Annotated in this window: 18 protein-coding genes and 1 pseudogene; 8 read left to right on the top strand and 11 right to left on the bottom strand. The window is 67.7% G+C overall.

What is annotated here, in order from left to right:
- Positions 1-479: 479 nt before the first annotated feature.
- The 3 genes from ACO1BU_RS07535 to ACO1BU_RS07525 form a co-directional block, all read right to left on the bottom strand.
- The gene (locus ACO1BU_RS07535; RefSeq protein ID WP_424135298.1) at positions 480-983 is read right to left on the bottom strand and encodes a lipocalin-like domain-containing protein; all 504 of its coding nucleotides are present in this window, start codon (positions 981-983) and stop codon (positions 480-482) included.
- 212 nt (positions 984-1,195) lie between these two features.
- A complete protein-coding gene (locus ACO1BU_RS07530; RefSeq protein WP_424135297.1) occupies positions 1,196-1,555 on the bottom strand; it encodes a hypothetical protein in 360 nt (119 codons plus the stop codon).
- Positions 1,556-2,199: 644 nt separating this feature from the next.
- The gene (locus ACO1BU_RS07525; RefSeq protein ID WP_424135296.1) at positions 2,200-3,312 is read right to left on the bottom strand and encodes a M20/M25/M40 family metallo-hydrolase; all 1,113 of its coding nucleotides are present in this window, start codon (positions 3,310-3,312) and stop codon (positions 2,200-2,202) included.
- Between the two features lie 70 nt (positions 3,313-3,382).
- Here ACO1BU_RS07525 and ACO1BU_RS07520 point away from each other — a divergent pair, with 70 nt between their 5' ends.
- Both ACO1BU_RS07520 and dctA read left to right on the top strand, forming a co-directional pair.
- Positions 3,383-4,516 carry a threonine synthase gene (locus tag ACO1BU_RS07520; RefSeq protein ID WP_424135295.1) on the top strand — a complete coding sequence of 378 codons (1,134 nt, stop codon included), beginning with the start codon at positions 3,383-3,385 and terminating at the stop codon, positions 4,514-4,516.
- A gap of 248 nt (positions 4,517-4,764) precedes the next feature.
- The gene (gene dctA, locus ACO1BU_RS07515) at positions 4,765-6,087 is read left to right on the top strand and encodes a C4-dicarboxylate transporter DctA (RefSeq protein WP_424135294.1); all 1,323 of its coding nucleotides are present in this window, start codon (positions 4,765-4,767) and stop codon (positions 6,085-6,087) included.
- 92 nt (positions 6,088-6,179) lie between these two features.
- On the opposite strand, the gene ACO1BU_RS07510 is transcribed toward dctA, so the two are convergent.
- The 4 genes from ACO1BU_RS07510 to ACO1BU_RS07495 all read right to left on the bottom strand — a co-directional run bounded on the left by ACO1BU_RS07510 (position 6,180) and on the right by ACO1BU_RS07495 (position 9,134).
- Positions 6,180-6,860 carry a trimeric intracellular cation channel family protein gene (locus ACO1BU_RS07510; protein WP_424135293.1) on the bottom strand — a complete coding sequence of 227 codons (681 nt, stop codon included), beginning with the start codon at positions 6,858-6,860 and terminating at the stop codon, positions 6,180-6,182.
- Between the two features lie 11 nt (positions 6,861-6,871).
- A complete protein-coding gene (locus ACO1BU_RS07505) occupies positions 6,872-7,738 on the bottom strand; it encodes a LysR family transcriptional regulator (protein WP_424135292.1) in 867 nt (288 codons plus the stop codon).
- A gap of 88 nt (positions 7,739-7,826) precedes the next feature.
- On the bottom strand, positions 7,827-8,606 hold the full coding sequence (locus ACO1BU_RS07500; RefSeq protein ID WP_424135291.1) for a DUF2076 domain-containing protein: 780 nt from the start codon (positions 8,604-8,606) through the stop codon (positions 7,827-7,829).
- Positions 8,607-8,696: 90 nt separating this feature from the next.
- The gene (locus ACO1BU_RS07495) at positions 8,697-9,134 is read right to left on the bottom strand and encodes a CoA-binding protein (RefSeq protein WP_481133215.1); all 438 of its coding nucleotides are present in this window, start codon (positions 9,132-9,134) and stop codon (positions 8,697-8,699) included.
- Positions 9,135-9,264: 130 nt separating this feature from the next.
- Between ACO1BU_RS07495 and ACO1BU_RS07490 the strand changes: the two genes are divergently transcribed.
- Positions 9,265-10,947 carry a glycoside hydrolase family 17 protein gene (locus tag ACO1BU_RS07490; RefSeq protein ID WP_424135290.1) on the top strand — a complete coding sequence of 561 codons (1,683 nt, stop codon included), beginning with the start codon at positions 9,265-9,267 and terminating at the stop codon, positions 10,945-10,947.
- Positions 10,948-11,178: 231 nt separating this feature from the next.
- The gene (locus ACO1BU_RS07485) at positions 11,179-11,682 is read left to right on the top strand and encodes a YciE/YciF ferroxidase family protein (RefSeq protein WP_424135289.1); all 504 of its coding nucleotides are present in this window, start codon (positions 11,179-11,181) and stop codon (positions 11,680-11,682) included.
- A gap of 100 nt (positions 11,683-11,782) precedes the next feature.
- On the opposite strand, the gene ACO1BU_RS07480 is transcribed toward ACO1BU_RS07485, so the two are convergent.
- On the bottom strand, positions 11,783-12,106 hold the full coding sequence (locus ACO1BU_RS07480) for a DUF167 domain-containing protein (RefSeq protein ID WP_424135288.1): 324 nt from the start codon (positions 12,104-12,106) through the stop codon (positions 11,783-11,785).
- Positions 12,106-12,489: a hypothetical protein gene (locus tag ACO1BU_RS07475; RefSeq protein ID WP_424135287.1), complete on the bottom strand. Its 384-nt coding sequence runs from the start codon at positions 12,487-12,489 to the stop codon at positions 12,106-12,108. Before ACO1BU_RS07475 ends, ACO1BU_RS07480 begins: the two co-directional genes overlap by 1 nt.
- A gap of 126 nt (positions 12,490-12,615) precedes the next feature.
- On the opposite strand from ACO1BU_RS07475, the gene panC reads away from it, so the two are divergent.
- On the top strand, positions 12,616-13,482 hold the full coding sequence (gene panC / locus ACO1BU_RS07470) for a pantoate--beta-alanine ligase (protein ID WP_424135286.1): 867 nt from the start codon (positions 12,616-12,618) through the stop codon (positions 13,480-13,482).
- A gap of 5 nt (positions 13,483-13,487) precedes the next feature.
- Here the strand turns inward: panC and ACO1BU_RS07465 are convergent, their stop codons facing one another.
- Positions 13,488-14,384, bottom strand: a complete 897-nt coding sequence (locus tag ACO1BU_RS07465; RefSeq protein WP_424135285.1) for a hypothetical protein — start codon at positions 14,382-14,384, stop codon at positions 13,488-13,490.
- 245 nt (positions 14,385-14,629) lie between these two features.
- A complete protein-coding gene (locus tag ACO1BU_RS07460) occupies positions 14,630-15,049 on the bottom strand; it encodes a MerR family transcriptional regulator (RefSeq protein ID WP_424135284.1) in 420 nt (139 codons plus the stop codon).
- Positions 15,050-15,123: 74 nt separating this feature from the next.
- On the opposite strand from ACO1BU_RS07460, the pseudogene ACO1BU_RS07455 reads away from it, so the two are divergent.
- From ACO1BU_RS07455 to ACO1BU_RS07445, 3 genes and pseudogenes are all read left to right on the top strand, one after another.
- A pseudogene (locus ACO1BU_RS07455) lies at positions 15,124-15,303 on the top strand (heavy-metal-associated domain-containing protein); the annotation flags it as partial.
- 360 nt (positions 15,304-15,663) lie between these two features.
- On the top strand, positions 15,664-17,403 hold the full coding sequence (locus ACO1BU_RS07450; RefSeq protein WP_424135525.1) for a heavy metal translocating P-type ATPase: 1,740 nt from the start codon (positions 15,664-15,666) through the stop codon (positions 17,401-17,403).
- Between the two features lie 80 nt (positions 17,404-17,483).
- Entirely contained in the window at positions 17,484-17,741 is a 258-nt protein-coding gene (locus ACO1BU_RS07445) for a hypothetical protein (protein WP_424135283.1), read from the top strand.
- Positions 17,742-17,837 lie beyond the last annotated feature (96 nt).

Genomic DNA, 17,837 nt, shown 5'->3' with positions numbered 1-17,837 from the left:
GCGAGCAGATTCCCTGACCCACTCTCGTGGCTGCAAGCAGGCCGTAAGGACGGTCCAGGGCCTACAGCAAGGCCTGCATGGAATCCAGACGCAGAACCGGTGGCGGAACCTGCGCAGATCGCTAAGCACTGTCCTGGAAGGCCCCCGCTGCGGCCTGATCCGTTTCTACGGCGGGTGATGAGGAGGTTCCGTAAGTCGCCCTCACGGATCGCCTGGACCGACGTCACCGATAAAGGAATTGGACGAGCTACGGACAGCGCCTCCTCGGTGCCTGTCAGCGCGTTGCGTGCTCTGCACGCGACGCACCTGCTTCCACTGCCAACAGCTTGTACCTGGACATCTGGGTGGTTCAGGCATCACCGGCTGAGCAAAGGGCGGCAGAGAGTGTCTGATCAGGGGGCGCGGCCGCAGGGCCGCGTTCTCCTTCCTCATGCCCTTTGCTTTAGCGCTTCCGTAATCGGCTCAGGAGCCAACAGGCTTCAGCGGTTCCGTCGCCAGACGATCTGGCTTGCTCCCGTTCCTGCCGAGTTAGCCGGGTTGATAACGGTCAAGGTATCCCCATCGAGCGTAATGGGGCGCCTCTGCTCAATCCCGTCCCAATTCGGAAAGGTGCTGCTTTCAACTCTAAAGGCGAGAATCTTGTTGCTTTCATCAGTTGTGTAACTTCCGTAGTGGGCGATGCTTCCCTGGACAATCGCTTGGTTCTCCTCTGGCGTGCCAGAGGCGCGTGTTTTCATCCCGATGGTAGGAAGCTCGCGACGCATGACAATCACCATGTAGCGGCCGTCAGCGCCCAGGATCATCTGTCCTCGTGGCTCGCGACCGAACAGGTCAGCCCTATTGCGCCCATCCGCGGTGGTGAGAGAAACCAGCTTCCACGATCCCACGACGTCGTCGGCTGTTTGGGCGGCTGCCTCTTCCGGCAGAGCAAGTCCAGGCACCACGGCCCATGCGGCTATGGTGGACAGAGCACGGCGTTTCATGGCTCTCCTCCCAGAGAGGTTCTGTAGAGGCAGGTGCCCCGGACAAGGCTGGAGATAGCGGCTTCAGGACATGCCGTGCGCCTGCCGAATGACCAAGGATAGCGGCAGGATCGCAGCATTGCTGCGATCCTGCATCGCATCAGGTTCGATGCGTTCTCTTACGCACTCACAGCCTCAGCGCCTGCGGAATCTCGTGCTCCGAAGCGCGGCACCTACTGGTGCTGGCCGCCACCTCCTGTGGCACCCGACAGATCGAGGCTGCTGCTCGATGTGACAGGCTTGGCCAAGCTGTCCTGCTTCGATGACATTTCCTTGGAGGCCGCAATAAACTTCGAGCGGCCGTCATAAGGTGACGAGCCCTCATTGGTGGAGGACTGGGTGCCGAAGGCAAGCTCGTCGATGCTTCCGAGCATCCAGGACGGGCCGGGAACCTTAGACGCTGCCTTAAACTTCGAAGGGCCGTCATAGGGCGACGAGCCCTCGTCTGCATGAACCTGCGCAGTTAAGGGGCTCATCAGAGCTGCCCCAAGACCAAGTGCTGCGAACATACGGGACGTATGGAGGAAGGACATCGCACATCTTCTCCTTGATGGCGGCGGCGGCACATTGTCGTCGTCCCATCCAAGATGATGCACCCCGTTGTTGCAGAAAGATACAAGCTATTCCGGCGGTACTTTGCTTTTCTGCTGAAGTTTCGGTGATAACATTTAATAAAATTATGGAGTTTGGTATACATAGGATAAGACGTTGTTTACCTCACACTGTTGCGCTTTTATAACAAATTGTGCTGAGAGGACCGCAGTGCGCTCGCAGTTGGGCGACTGGCTCGTTGGACCGAGACCGAGATCCTGACGCTAGATAATTGGCCGAAGCTGCCGGCGCGAGCGAGGCTCGCGCTTACGGTTCACACTTCGGCTGCTCAACCTGCTGCGTCGGGCAAAGCAGAGGTGATGCCGCAGTGTCCTGACCTAACTAGTACCGGTGACTTGCAGGCGGTCCTAGTGGAAGGCGCAAGAAACGTCGGGGCTCTGGGTGCTGGGCTGCGCTCGCTCGATGGTTTCGTGCAGCCGGTCCGTCGTGCTTCCTCGTCACGCGCCTGCTGCTGCGTATCAGACGATGGCAGGACCGAACGCCTGAGGCTTTTTGTCTGGACCGGTTTGTTTGCAGGTCATCCTCACCCGTTCCGGCGCTTCCACCGGAACGGGATCGGCCCTGGCTAAACCCCGCCGCGCAGCAGCGCGCGAAACAACGGCACCGCCGCGGCCAGCTCCGCTACCGGAACATGCTCATGTGGAGAATGCGCCACGCCGATATCGCCGGGCCCAAGCACGACGCAGGGCGCCAGAGCGTTCAGCCGCGTGGCATCGGTGCCGAAGGGCACGGTGCGGGCAGGCTGCCCCGTCGCGGTTACCACTGCCTGGACCAGCGGGTGGTCCGCCGGCAGCTCAGGCGGCGTGCCGTCGATCACCATGCGCAGCTCCAGCCCCGCTCGCTCTGCTGCCGCCTGCACCGCCTGCACCACGGGCGTCGGATCGAGCTTGCGGGAGTAGCGGAACTTTATCCGCGCCGTGGCGCGGGCCACGGTGACGTTGATGGCCGTGCCGTGATTGTCGATCACCAGATTCAGGTCGGGGAAGGGCGGGTCGTAACCCTCATCCCGGAATGCGGCCTCGTTCCGCAGCCGGTCGTGCAGGGCGCGCATCTCCGCCAGGAAGGGGATCAGTGCGAGATTGGCGTTCACGCCCTTGCCGGTGGAGGAATGGGCCTGGATGCCCGTAGCCACCGCCTCGAAATTAATCGTGCCGCGATGCCCGCGGATGGGCGCCAGCCTCGTGGGCTCCGCCACGATGATCCCGCGCAGCGCCGCCTTCCGGGCCAGGGCCGACTGTTCCGCGATCAGTGCGGCGCCGGCCTTGGTCGTCTCCTCGTCGGTGGTGATCAGCAGCGTGACAGGAACATCCGCCGGAAGGCCGCGTGCGGCTACGATGCAGGCGGCCACGGGCCCCTTCATATCGGCCGTGCCCAACCCGTGCATCATGCCCTGTTCATCGATCCGGGCAGAGAAGGGGTCCTCCTGCCAGCCTGTATCCGGCACCGTGTCCATATGGCCAGACAGGGCCAGCCCACCAGGGCCGCCGCGATGCGCGACCAGCGCCCGCTTCACCACTCCGTTCGCGTCCTTGTAGTCCAGGCGCTCCATCTCAAAGCCGCCAAGGGCCGCTTCGACCCGCTCGGCGATCGGAAGGTTCGAGACGAAGGACCGGCTGTCGATGCGGACGAGCTCGGCGGCGAGGGCGACGACGGCCTCGGCATCGGTATGTTGAGTCATGGCTGGGGTATCCCTTGCGGGCCGCCCGGCGGCAAGACACCGTGCCGCGCCCCGCGTGCAAGGATGTATCATGACTGCCTATCTTGACCCACGCAGCGGCCAGACCTGGCCGTTGGAAATCCCGCGCTGGCGCGGCGATGACGGCCAGCCCCTGCTGCTAACCGACCTGCCCGGTATCACTCGCGACTCGATCGATCCCACCGCTCCCGGTCTCTGGCGCTATGCCGCGGCCCTGCCCTTCCGCCCGAAGGCGCCCATCACCATGGGGGAGGGACGTACCCCGCTCCTGCCACGGCAGCTGCACGGGCTGGACGCGCTGCTGAAATGCGAATGGCTGATGCCCACCGGCTCGTTCAAGGACCGGGGCGCCTCGGTCATGCTCTCCCTGCTGCGGGACCAGGGCATCACGGCGGTGCTGGAGGATTCCTCGGGCAATGGCGGGGCGGCCATTGCGACCTATGCCGCGGCAGGGGGGATGAAGGCGCGCATCCTCGTTCCCGACACCACTTCTCCCGCCAAGACCGTGCAGTCCGTCGCCGCCGGAGCGGAGATCCAGCTCACGGCCGGCACCCGCCAGGACTGCGCCAATGAGGCGCTGCGCCAGGGCAACGACCCGGAATCCGGCTTCTTCTATGCCAGCCATAACTGGCATCCCTTCTTCCTGCAGGGCACCAAGACCCTGGCCTATGAGCTGTGGGAGGATCTGGGCTTCCACGCGCCGGACGCGGTGGTCATTCCCTGCGGGGCGGGATCGAATGTGCTGGGCTGCGACATCGGCTTTGGGGAACTGCTGCGTGCCGGCCAGATTGCCCGCCTGCCGCGCCTCTATGCTGCCCAGCCCGCGAATTGCGGCCCGCTTGCCCGGGCGGCGCTGGGCCTGCCGCAGGAGGCGCCCCAGCCTACCATCGCCGAAGGCACCGCCATCGCCCAGCCGATCCGTCCGCAGGAGGTGCTGGAAGCCCTGTCCCGCAGCGGCGGCGGCGGCGTGCTGATGACCGAGGAGGCCATTGCGGAAGCGTCACTCTTCCTGGCGCGTCAAGGTATCTATGTGGAGCCGACTTGCGCCCAGGCCGTGGCTGCCCTTGGACAGTTAGCCGCTGATGGCCGGGTGCGGCCGGGAGAGAAGGTCGTGGTCGTCCTGACCGGCACGGGGCTGAAGGCGACCCTGCGCTATGCCGAAATGTTGGGAATTAATGCTTCTTGAATGGAGGAGGCCCGTCCAGGGCCGCCCCGACACTCGTCCTTTCCGTTCTGCCAGAAAAGCGGGTCATTCTTTCTTGTAAGTTACTATTGTTTAATCAGGTTCAACATCGAGCGACTGAGCCATGACTTGCATGCGGGGCCGCCCGTTCCATTCCTCCCGTTGTCTTATATAAGTCGTCTGTCATAAGCCCTGACCTATCGACAGGCGGGGGCCCATCGCGTTCCGGCCTCCTTCGGCACGGAACCCACATGATCAGACGCGCTCTCTCCCTGCTTTATGTGCAGGTCCTCATCGCCATTGTCCTCGGCGTGGCCGTGGGAGTTTTCTGGCCGCAAACCGGCGCCGCGATGCGCCCGCTGGGGGATGGCTTCGTCAAGCTCATCCGCATGGTTATCGCCCCGGTGGTGTTCTTCACTATCGTGCACGGCATTGCGTCGGTGCGGGACGCCAAGAGCGTGGGACGGGTCGGCATCAAGTCGCTCGTCTATTTCGAGGTGGTCTCCAGCTTTGCGCTCATCATCGGCCTGGGTGTCGCGAAGATCTTCCACACGGGCGCGGGCTTCAACATCGACCCGAGCCAGATGAACGCCGCGGCGATCCAGGGCTACGCGCAGAAGGCAGCCTCGGACAGCGTCACGGCCCATCTGCTGGCGATCATCCCGGACACTTTCATCGATGCCTTCGCCAAGGGCGACCTGCTGCAGGTGCTGCTGCTGGCTGTGCTGACCGGCTTCGCCATCAACGCCTTGCCGGAGCGGCTGCGCGAGCCGATTTCCCACGCCATTGATGCGGCCGGCGCGGTGTTCTTTGGCATCGTCAATATCGTGGTGAAGGCCGCCCCGGTCGGCGCCTTCGGTGCCATGGCCTTCACTATCGGTGCCTATGGCTTCTCCTCCATCTTCCGCCTGGCGGAGCTGGTGGCGACTTTCTACCTGACCTCCCTGTTCTTCGTGATCGTGGTGCTCGGAACCATCGCGAAGCTCTGCCGCTTCTCCATCTTCCGGCTGATCAACTACATCCGGGAAGAACTGCTGATCGTCCTCGGCACTTCCTCCTCGGAAAGCGTGCTGGCGCAGCTGATGCGCAAGATGGAAGCGGTCGGCGCCTCTCCGAAGGTGGTCGGCATCACCGTGCCGCTGGGTTATTCCTTCAACCTGGACGGCACGAACATCTACATGACGCTGTCCACCATGTTCCTGGCCTATGCCACGAACACCCACCTGACCCTGGGGCAGGAACTGACGATCCTGCTGGTGGCGATGCTCACCTCCAAGGGGGCTTCGGGCGTCACGGGCGCGGGCTTTATCACCCTGGCCGCCACGCTCTCGGTTATCCCGGACATTCCCATCGCCTCGCTCGCCATCCTGATCGGCATCGACAAGTTCATGAGTGAGGTACGCGCACTGACGAACCTGGTGGGCAACGCCGTGGCCTGCATCGTCATTTCCCGTTGGGAGGGTGAGCTGGACCCGGTGAAGCTGCATCACGACCTCGGCGGCAAGGAGATCGCTGGTGCCGGCGCCCCCGGGCCAGTGATGCCGTTGCCGGAGCCGGCGAAGAGCGGGGACTGAGAGCAGCCCAGGCGCGCCTCAAACTCGAAGAAAAAGATCAGGGGCCTGGGGAGAATTCTTTCTCTCCAGGCTTTTTGCTCCCAGGGCCTGCCCTACGGCTCCGGAGAGATGCCGTGATCACCGTCCGGCGCTGGATCGGCGGCGCCACTGGCTGGCTTGCCGCCATAGGCTGGCAGGGACCAGCCCCCGCCCAGCGCCAAGGCGCGGATTGCAAAAGCGGCGAGCGCTCCGAGGCCAATCGCCAGGCTGCGCGAGGCCCCCAGCCCGCTCAGCACCAGGAAGGCGCCGGCCCCCACCGCGGCAGCGGTGGCGTAGATCTCGCGCCGCAGGATCAGGGGGATCTCGCCGCAGATCACATCGCGGATCAGCCCGCCGAAGCTCGCGGTCATGACGCCCATCATCACGGCCACCCAGGGCGCCGCCCCGGCGCGTGTGGCGGCCTCTGCGCCCAGCACCGCGAAGACCGCCATCCCCGCCGCATCTGCCCAAAGCAGGAAGGTCACGCGCCGCTCCACCCGCGGCGCGATGAAGAACACGAGCATGGCGAAGGTCGCGGCCAGCACGGCCAGATCGGGCTGCCCCAGCCAGGCCACGGGCAGGCCCAGCATCAGGTCCCGCAGAGTGCCACCGCCAAACGCCGTGACGCCTGCAACCAGCAGGAAGCCCACGGGGTCCATTTGCTTGCGCGCAGCCGCCAACGCCCCCGCGGTGGCAAAGGCGGCCGTGCCGATCCAGGCCAGGGCCTCGAGAAGCAGTTCAAAGGGAGTGGCCAAATCAGGCCTGTTCAGGCAGCGAGAGGCACGGCTTGGCCGACCGTCTCGCGAATGGCCTGAACCAGCGGCCCGGCCAGCGGCGCCAGCCCCGCCACATCACCGAACACCGCCATCTCGGCGGCACCCAGCGGCGGCAGGCCGGATAGCGGCGCCAGCCCCTCAGGCAGGCCGGAGGCGCCGATCACTGTCGCGCCCAGCCCCGCCTGGGCGGCGGCCGCCACGCCGAGCAGGCTGGGAGAGGTATAGGTGATCTCGAATTCCCATCCGGCGCGGGCGAGGGCGGCCAGCGCCCGGTCACGGAACATGCATCCTGCTGGCAGCATGGCCAGGGGCAGGGGGCGACCCTCCGGCGGGCTCCAGCCGGGGGCGGCCGCCCAGATCACCGGTTCGGTCCAGAGCACTGTGCCCTCGCTCTCCCCGTCTCGCCGCTTGCCCAGGACAAGGTCGAGCGACCCCGCCTCCATCGCGCGGCGCAGATCATGGGACCGTCCGACTTCCACCTCCAGACGGACACCGGGATGGGAGCGGGCGAAGCGGGCCAGCAAGGGGGCCAGATTGCGTGGCACGAAGTGGTCCGCGACACCCAGGCGCAGCCGGCCGGTGACGGGTGGCGCGACGAGTTGCCGCACCGCCTCCTCATTCAGGGCGAGCATCCGGCGGGCATAGGCGAGCAGCGTTTCGCCCTGCGGAGTCAAGGCGACGCTGCGGCTGGTGCGCTCCAGCACCCGGCGGCCCAAAAGCTCCTCCAGCCGGCGGATCTTCAGGGAGATGGCCGATTGCGTCAGGCCGAGTGCCGGCGCCGCCGCGGTGAAGCCGCCACGCTCCGCCACCTGGACGAAGCAGCGGAGCAGGTCGAGATCAAGGTCGGGGATACGCATCGGGGGCGCAGGCTGCGCCTGCGCCCCCGATCGGGTCAATGATGATCTGGCGAGGTTATGTGCCGGATCGATGAGCCTTGCTGATGGCTCAAATCTCCTCGTCGAAGCCGCCAGCGTCGTTGTAACCGCCTGCGTCATTGCTGTAACCGGCAGCGTCATTGCCGCCCCAGCCGCCCTGGTCGGAAACCGGCGCGGCATCGTTCTGCGCGCCACCCGGATCGGTCCAGGGGGAGGCGGCGGGCGTGTCCACCGCCTGCTCGCCGAAGGCGCCCGCCGCACCGGAGGCAGCGTCCGAGGCCGCAGTCGCCGCATGCGCCGCGCCACCGGAGAACATGCCCATCAGCGCGTTGCCAAGCACCATGCCGCCCGCGACGCCGGCCGCCGTGGTCAGCGCCGTGCCGAGGAAGCCGCTGCCGCGGCTCTGCTGCATCATGGCCGGATTCATCGCGCCCATGGGCGGCTGGATCGGCTGCGGGCGCGGGGTATAGGGCACCTGCTGCCGGTTGCCACCGCCAAACATGCCGCCAAACAGGCCGCCGCGGGACTGCTGCTGGTTCGCCTGCTCCTGGTTCCGCAGGTTCTCCAGCTGCCACTCCAGCTCCTGGATGCGGTTCTGCGCCTGCACCATCGCCGCTTCCTGCACGAAGGCGGTCTGGGTGATACGGTAGCGGGCCTCGGGGTAGCGGCTGAAGAGGTCGCCGATCAGGCGGTCCGCTTCCGGGTCCACGGGAGGTAGATTGGGCGCGGGCTGCGTGCTGGGAACGCTGCGGGCGCCCCAGGGGCCGGCGGAAGCCGTGGCCGCTTGCGGCGCGACGCCGGCCACGCGCTCCACGAAAGCGGTGATAATACGGCGCTCTTCCTCGGTCATATACCTCAAAGCTCCTTGTTGCGGGCGAATGCCCACGACGGCCGCGAAATGGCCCGTCCGGGGAAATCTTTCAAGATGTTAATCTTGCCGTCATGCGGGCACCCTGGAGGGCAGCCCCAGCCGCCCCCATTCGATGGCCGGGCATCGGTCCATCACGATGGGGATTCCCGCCGCCCGCGCCCGCTCTGCCGCCGAATCGTCCCAGATGCCCAGTTGGAGCCAGATGGACCTGGCGCCCAGCCGGATGGCGTCGTCCACCACCGCGCCGGCATCCTCGCTGCGGCGGAAGACATCCACCATATCCAGGGGCTCCGCCTCCTCCAGCGCGGCGACGCCGGGCACGCCATGCACGGCCCGGCCATCCAGGACGGGGTTCACGGGAGTGGCGTCGTAGCCACGGGCCAGCAGAAAGCCGAAGACGCCGTTGGATGGGCGGCCTGGCTTGTCAGAGGCGCCCACCACCGCGATCCGGCGTGTCTTCAGCAGCAGGTCCCGTACCTGGTCGTCGCTCAACCCGTCCTTGGCCATGCGTCCTCTCCGCTTTTCTGCAGGGCAGTTGGGGCGGCACCCCCGTCTCGCCAATGGCCCGGCCCAATGCGGCGCGAATGCGGCGCGCGCCGCCTTTCGTGAGCCGCGAGGCATCGCTACACCCGGTGGCATGCCCGCTCCTCGTCCCCTGACCGCCTCCGCGCTGCTACTCGCCGCGCTTGTGACGATCTTGCTGTGGTGGTTCCCAAACCGCCAGCAGGCCGGGGACGTGCCGATGCTGGCCGACCGCTTCAACAGCGTGTCCTTCGCCCCCTTCCGGGAAGGCCAGAGCCCGCTGCGTGACATCTTCCCGACGGCGAAGCAGGTGGAGGAGGACATCACCCTGATCGCCCCCCGGGTGCGCGCCATCCGCAGCTATGCGAGCATCGAGGGAGATTACGAGACAGCCGCCATCGCCCAGCGCCACGGGGTGAAAATCTGGAAGGGCGCCTGGCTTGGCCGCGACCTTCGCCAGAACGACCGCGAGATCGCCGCCCTGATCCACACGGCGAACACCTATCCGGATACGGTGGAGCGCGTGGTGGTGGGCAATGAGGTGCTGCTGCGCCGCGACCTGCCGGTGGAGGAACTGGCCCGGCAGATCGACCGCGTGAAGGCCGCCGTGCGCCAGCCCGTCACCTATGCCGATGTCTGGGAGTTCTGGGCCCAGTTTCCCGAGCTGGCGAAGCATGTGGACATCATCACCATCCACATCCTGCCTTATTGGGAAGACGAGCCGCTGGGTGTGGATGTCGCGATGCAGCACACGCGCGAGGTTTATCGCCGCATGAAGGCGATGTTCCCCGACAAGCCCATTGCCATCGGGGAGATCGGCTGGCCCAGCGCCGGTCGCTGGCGTGAGGGCGCCGTTCCCTCCCGCGTGGATCAGGCGGTGTTCCTGCGCCGTTTCATCCAGCTCTCGAAGGAGGAGGGCTTCGATTACAACTTCATCGAGGCCTTCGATCAGGTCTGGAAATACCGCAACGAGGGCACGGTTGGTGCCGCCTGGGGGCTCTGGACCGCAGATCGCCAGCCGAAATTCAATCTGTCTGGCCCCGTGCGGGAGAATCCATGGTGGGCCTGGTATGCGGGCGCCGCGCTGGCGCTGGGTGGCCTGATGTTCGCGGCGGTCGCGCGCGCCTGGCCCAAGGCGGCGCGCTGGAAGCTGGCGCTGCTCTCGGCCGCGCTGGGCAATGCGCTGGCCTATGCCTTCTGTGGCGGCTGGCCCTACGCCTTCGACGAGCACCTGAAGCTCGCCTTCGTTGTGAATTTTGTGGGGCAGGCGCTGCTGGCCGCGCTGTTGCTGCGCCGTGTCGGCGCGCGGCTTTCCGGTGATCCGGTGGAGCCTGTGCGGAACGGCGCCCAGGCCAGCGCCAATATCCGTTCCATCTTCCGCGGCCGTTTCCGCTGGCGCGACTGGCGCGCCTTCGCCTTCGAGGATCTGCTCTTCCTCTTCACCTTTACGGCGGCTGTGCTGCAGATGATGCTGCTCTTTGATCCGCGATACCGCGACTTCCCCTTCCCGACCTTCGCCGTGCCGCTGGTGGCGGTGATCGCCCGCGCCCTGCTGCGCGATCTGCCGCGCCAGGGCGGCACCTGGGCGGAATGGCTGACCGGCGGGGTGCTGCTGTCCTGCGCTGTCGCGAGCGCGATCATGGAGGGACCGCATAATATCCAGGCGCTGGGCTGGAGCGCCTGTGCCATCGGGCTGGCCGTGCCGCCGCTCCTGCGGGTGCGGCCCTTCAGCCGGGCGGCCTGGGCGCCGGCTTCGGGCGCCCAGGGCCAAGCTGGGAGCGCAGGCCAGCGGGTTTGATCCTCGCAGGCGCTGGGCGAAGCACCCGACCGCGCGCGGTTGGTGGGCGCCTGCCAGAGATCAGCCGGCAGGCCGTGAGATCACTGGCCCTCCACTGCGCCACCGGCCGGCGGTCATGCCTGCGGCGGCCCGAACGCGCCGCAACGGAGGCGCGGCATGAGGCGTTTTCAGGGAGCGGCACCGACCAAGCTGCCTCCCAGAAAACCAGAACCTTGCAGGAAGGCGACCCCCATGGGCCTCTTCTCGAAGCCGATCAAGACGCTGGACGACCTCTTCGTCCATATGCTGCAGGACGCCTACTACGCCGAGAACCGGATCACGAAGGCCCTGCCGAAGATGATCGACAAGGCGACGGACCCGCAGCTGAAGCAGAGTTTCGAACTGCACCTGCAGGAGACGCGTAACCAGATCACGCGGCTGGAGAAGGTCTTCCAGATGCACGGCGAGCCCGTGAAGGGCGTCACCTGCGCCGCGATGGACGGTATCCTGGAGGAAGCCGAAGAGGTGATGGGCGATGTGGAGGACAAGGAGGTCCTCGACGCCGCTATGCTCGCCTCCGCCCAGGCGGTGGAACATTACGAGATCACCCGTTACGGCACCCTCGTTGCCTTCGCCCGGCAGCTCGGCCGCAGCGACTGTGCTTCGGTGCTGGAGGAGACGTTGGCAGAGGAGAAGGCCACCGACAAAAAGCTGACCCTTCTGGCCGAGGGCAAGCTCAACCGCATGGCGGTCTGAAGCGTTATTTAACGCCTCGGGCGATCCACCAGGGGCGAGGGGCGCCGGTTCGACATCCGCAATGCGGGTGAAGGGCCGGCGCTTCAGTGTGTGCCGGGGATCAGGTCAGGATCGCCGTCAGCCGTGCCGCCAGGGCTACGGCATCGCCTGCGATCAGCACCGTTTTTTCCCGTGAGGTCGTGCCCTGCGTGACCGCCGCGCGGGAAGGTGCGACGGATAGCGCCTCGGCCAGCAATGCGCAGATCGCGCGGTTTGCGCGGCCATCCTCCGGCACCTCGGGCACCGCAACCTTCACGCGCAGGCCATCGGTCGAATCCACCAGGCCCTGCAGCCCGGGGCGGCGGGCGCGCGGCTGGGCCTTCACCCGCAGTTCCAATCCGCCCTCCACCATGCGCCAGGCTGCCTGGCGCGGGGTGGCGGCCATCAGCCCCGGCGCGGCTGCGCGGACTTGCGGGCAGCAGCCTCCACCCAGGCCCAACCGCCGAGCGCGGCGCCAATCATTCCCCAGGTGGCGTTGAAGTTCAGCACCGCGATCACGCCCAGCGCCAAGGCCGCCGCCCGCACCCAGAACGGCGCGCCAATAAAGGCCCAGATTCCCAGCACCACGGCCCCTGCGCCCCAGAGCTGCCAATGCTGCAGCCAGAGCAGCGCCGCGCGTGGCTGGCAGGCGAAGGGCGCCTGGGAGAGATCGAGGCAGAGCGCCCCCATCTCCCGCGGCTCCACCTGCAGGTGGCGATAGGTCACCATGAGCGCGATGGCGGCGCCAACGGCCAGGGCGGCCCAGAGGTCGCGTTTCGAGACGGTCATGGGCCGGAGATTGCGCGAAGCCGCGTGGCGCGCAAGCGGCGGCAGCATGGCAGGACGGAGGCTGTGCTGCCTTGCCCAAGGCGTCTCGCTCGGCCATGCCTGCGGCCGTCACAAGGGGAACGAGCCATGCGGGTCATCCGCGATCTGGGAGAGCTGCGGGAGGTCACGGCCAGGCTGCGGGCTGAAGGACGGCCGCTCGGCTTCGTGCCGACCATGGGCGCCCTTCATCGCGGCCATCTGGCCCTGGTGGAGGAGGCGCGGCGCCAAGCTGGAGGCGCCAAGGCCGCCGTGGCCGTCTCCATCTTCGTCAACCCGCTGCAATTCGGCCCGAACGAGGACCTGTCGCGCTATCCCCGCGATGAGGCTGGCGACCTGGAGAAGCTGCGCGGCGTCGGCTGCGACCTGGTCTGGATGCCGCCGGTAGAGGTCATGTACCCCGCTGGTGCCGCCACGGTGGTCGAGGTGGCCGGTCCCTCCGAGGGTTTCGAGGGCGCGGCCCGGCCGGGGCATTTCCGCGGGGTCGCCACGGTCTGCTCCAAGCTGTTCAACCAGACTGGCGCCGACCTGGCGGTGTTCGGGGAGAAGGACTGGCAGCAGTTGCAGGTGGTCCGCCGCATGGTGGCGGATCTGGACATGCGCGTGCGGATCATCGGTCATCCCACGGTGCGGGAACCGGATGGCCTGGCCTTCTCCTCCCGCAACCAGCGCCTCACCCCGGGGGAGCGGGCGCTCGCGCCCCTGCTGGCACGGACCATGAATGAGGCGATCGCCGCCATGGCGGAGGGGGCGGAACCGGGGGAAACCCTGGACGCCGCCGCCGCTGGGCTGCGCCGGGCCGGCTTCGCGCCGGATTACCTTGCCTTGGTCGAGCCTGCGACGCTTCGCCCCTGGCCGGCCGCGCAGGGCGGCGAGGCCCGGCTGCTCGCCGCTGCACGGTTGGGCGATGTGCGCCTGCTCGACAACATGCCCGTCCGGTTGTCCGGCTCACGCTGAAATCGCTAGGGGCTGCGCGCCGCGGCCTTTTCCCAGGCGCGCACCGCCGCGTCGTGGAGGCTGCCCGGATAAACCTGCCGTGGGCCGGCGCTGTCACGCTTCTGTTCACTCTGCAGCCAGGCCGTGAGCTCGGCATACAGGGATTGGTCCGCCAGTAGCTCTTTCATGCAGAAAAGCCGGGATTCCTTGTAGCGCCCCGGCGGCCTGCCTCGCTCGGTGAACAGGGCGTCGAAATAGGCTCGGGCGGCCTGCGTGATGTGGGCCTGTTCCGCAGTCCAGCCGGTGGCGTCGAAGCCGACCGAGGCGAGCAACCTGAGCTGCTTTTCGGTGATCGGCTTTTTCCCGAATGGCTTCAGGACCGGGACCAGCTCCGGAGGAGCGACCCACTTCGGCTGGCTCTCCGTGCTGGCGTCCGCCGGCGGAACGGGCTGGGCTGTGGCTTCCTCATGCGGTGCTTCCGCCTCGGCTGCGGCTGCGGCTGCGGCTGCGGCTGGGGCGAGTGGAGGCTCGACCTCAGGATCAGGGGCAGGAGGCTCCTCGGCGGTGGCGGCAATGGCTGGTGCCGGCGCAGGCGGCTCCTCGAGAGGCACTTTCGCCTCAGATGTCGCCGGAGCCGGTGGCGGCTCGGCCTCAGGTTGATGCTCGGTCGCAACGGCTTGTGCGGCCGCGGGCGGCTCTTCGGTCGAGAAGGCGGCGGGCACTGCATTGGGGGAGGGGGGCGAGGCCGTGGGCTCCTCGGCTGCCGGCGAAGGCTCCTCCGCTGCGGGTGGCGTGGGCAGCACCTCAGGTGGAAGCGGCTTCACTTCCGGCGGGGGCGTGGACAGGACATCGGGGTAGGGCGGTGGCTCCGTCGCCTGTGGCGCCTGGCTCCGGCCGCCGAAAAGACGCTTCCAGAATGCCATGGCTCAGCGTGACACCAGCAGAGCGCCGGAACCGAGGCGGTCGCGCGCGGTCGGTTGGAAGGTGGACCCGGCCGCGAAAGGCCGGGTGAGCGGCAAGGGATCTGGCCTGTCTGGTGAGGCCGCCATTCCGCTGGATTGGCCGCAGTGATTCACATGTAGCATGGGCGAAGGTTACCGCTGCTTCTGGCCGGGGTGTCGAATCACCAATCGGTTTCCTGGGATGCCAGACCGTCCGGTGTTGGATTTCAGCGATGTGGATGGCCACAGATATCGTGGTCCGCCAGCACCTGGATCACCCGGCAGTCGCCGACACGGCCATGCGCGCACTCCTCGGTCATCCGCCGGATCTCCCCGCGCAGGGCGGTCAGACGGGCGATGCGGTCATCGATCTCGGCCAGATGCGCGCGGGCTATGCCGTCCACCTCGGCACAGGGGCGATCGGGCTGGTCGGCCAGGGCGAGAAGCTGACGGATCGCCTCCACCTCGAAGCCCAACTCGCGGGCATGGCGGATGAAGCGCAACCGTCGAACCGCGTCCTCGCCATAGAGACGCCGGTTGCTTTCGGTGCGGGGCGCGGCCGGAAGAAGGCCGATCTCCTCATAGTAGCGGATGGTCGGCACCTTCACGCCGGTCTGGCGCGACAGGCCACCGATGGGCAGGTCCATGGGGAATTCCCGCTTGATCCTCGAGTGGCTGGAGGATGTAGAGCCGCAGGGCGCCGCTTCCAAGGAGCCGCTCCATGGCCGAGACCCTGACCACCACCCGCTACCGCGTCGATGGAATGGATTGCGCAGGCTGTGCCACCCGGATCACCAACGCGGTGCGGCGCGTGCCGGGGGTGGAGGATGTCGCGGTTTCCGTGGCCGCCGGAACGATGACAGTGCGCCATGATTCCACGCCCGAGCTGGAGAAGGCCGTGCTGCGGCAGATCGGGCTCCTCGGCGGCTACACAGCCGCACCGCTCCCGCCGAGAGAGGTCGGGGGTGGCTCCGCGAGCGCGGGAAGTCATGCCTGCGGGGGATGCTGCCATCCCGATCCCGGGCTGCAGGACCATGCGGGCCATGACCACGGGACACCTGGCCACCACCATGCGAAGGACGGAAGGGCCGGACCGGAAGCCGGGCTGCACGGGCATCTTCACGATCACGGCCCCTCATCCGGCCCCTGGTGGCGCTCGCCGCGCGGGGTGCTGACCATCGCCTGCGCCGCCGCCCTGGCCGTGGCCTACGGGCTGGGGCAGGTGGTGCCGTGGGTCGGGCCCTGGGCCTTCACCGCCGCCATGCTGGTCGGGCTGGTGCCGATCGCCCGCCGCGCCTTCGTCGCCGCGCGCTTCGGCACGCCCTTTTCCATCGAGATGCTAATGGTGATCGCCGCGCTGGGCGCCACCATCATCGGCGCGACAGAGGAGGCGGCGATGGTCGTGCTGCTCTTCCTTGTTGGCGAGTTGCTGGAGGGGGTGGCCGCCACCCGCGCCCGCGCCAGCATCCAGGCCCTGACCACCCTGCTTCCCGCCACCGCCCTGCTGGAGCGCGACGGCCGGACCGAGCCGGTGCCGGCCGGGAGCCTGGCGGTGGGTAACACCATCCTGGTCCGCCCCGGTGACAGGATCGCCGCTGATGGCGAGATCCTGGACGGCGAGAGCGCCATCGACGAGGCGCCGGTGACCGGCGAGAGCACGCCGAAGCACAAGGGCGTGGGTGAGCGGGTCTTCGCCGGCACGGTGAATGGCGACGGCGTGCTGCGCCTGCGCGTGACCGCCGCGGCGGAAGACAACACCATCGCCCGCGTGGTGCGGCTGGTGGAAGAGGCGCAGGAGAGCAAGGCGCCGACCGAGCGCTTCATCGACCGCTTCTCCCGCTACTACACCCCGGCCGTGCTGGCCGTGGGCGCGCTGGTAGCGGTGGCGCCGCCCCTGTTCCTTGGCGGGGGCTGGGCCGAATGGGTTTATAAGGGTCTCGCCATCCTGCTGATTGGCTGCCCTTGCGCGCTGGTCATCTCCACCCCGGCGGCGATCGCGGCGGGGCTTTCGGCCGGCGCCCGGCGAGGGCTGCTGATGAAAGGTGGCGCGGTGCTGGAGGCGCTGGGCCGGATCGATGCCATCGCCCTCGACAAGACGGGCACCCTGACCGAGGGCCGCCCCCGCGTGACCGATCTAATCCCGGCCGAAGGCGACGCAAGCGCGCTGCTCGCCCGCGCCGCCGCGCTGGAGGCAGGATCCAGTCATCCGCTGGCCCTGGCCATCCTGGCGCGGGCCGAGGCCGACCGGATCGCCGTGCCGCCGGTTTCCGGAGCAGCGGCCCTGGGCGGCAAAGGCGTGGTAGGGCGTGTGAACGGCGAAAGCCTCTTCCTCGCATCGCCCGTCGCCGCCTCCATGCGCGCGACCATCCCGCCGGACTGGCAAGCGCGCATCGCCGCGCTGAACGAGGAAGGCAAGTCGGTCTCTGTTCTCCTGGCTGATGACCGGCTGGCCGGGCTGATCGCCATGCGAGACGAGCCGCGCACCGATGCCAGGGCCGGGCTGGATGCGCTGAAGCGTGCCGGGGTGCGGCCGGTCATGCTGACCGGCGATAACCGCCGCACCGCCGAGGCGATCGGCGCCGCGCTTGGCCTGCCCGTGCGGGCGGAGCTCTTGCCCGAGGACAAGCAACGCATCGTGCGCGAGATGCAGGGCCAGGGCCGGCGTGTCGCCAAGGTGGGCGATGGCATCAACGACGCCCCGGCGCTGGCCGCCGCTGATATCGGCATCGCCATGGGCGGCGGCACCGATGTGGCGCTGGAGACAGCGAATGCCGCCGTGCTGCATGGCCGGATGCTGGACCTGTCGCGGATGGTGGAACTGTCCCGCCGGACCATGGCCAATATTCATCAGAACATCGCCATCGCGCTGGGGCTGAAGGCGGTGTTCCTGGTGACGACGATTCTCGGCGTCACCGGGCTCTGGCCGGCCATCTTGGCGGATACGGGTGCCACGGTGCTGGTGACCGCCAATGCCATGCGGCTGCTGGCTGTTCGGCTCTGACGGTCCATGTCCCAGGTTTAATGCACCGATGGATGGAGCTGGCGCGTTGGGCTGATCCAGGAATTCAGGAGGTCCATACCGTGCGTTTTGCCCTTATCCCGGCCTTGGCTCTCGCCGCTGGCCTGAGCCTCGCCGCCCTGCCCGCCAGCGCGAAGGAGGGCGGCTGCATCAAGGGTGGGGCAGTCGGTGCCGCCGCCGGCCATTTCGTGGGCAGCGGCCATGCCGTGGCCGGCGCTGCGGCGGGCTGTGCCGTCGGCGTCCATCGCCGGCATCAGGCCGAGCGCCGCGACGCGCGGGCCCAGGCGCAGCAAGGTCAGAATCAGCCCTCCACCCGCTGAGGCGCGCTGTCCGACGCGAATAATCAATAAGGGGCCGGGGAGAATTTTGTCTCCCCGGCCTTTTCGACCCGGGCAGGGGGCCTTCCTTGCGGGGTT

It is taken from the genome of Roseomonas chloroacetimidivorans, from assembly GCF_049629625.1.
Taxonomy (GTDB): Bacteria; Pseudomonadota; Alphaproteobacteria; order Acetobacterales; family Acetobacteraceae; genus Roseomonas; species Roseomonas chloroacetimidivorans.
This window is presented reverse-complemented; position numbering and strand designations above follow the sequence as displayed.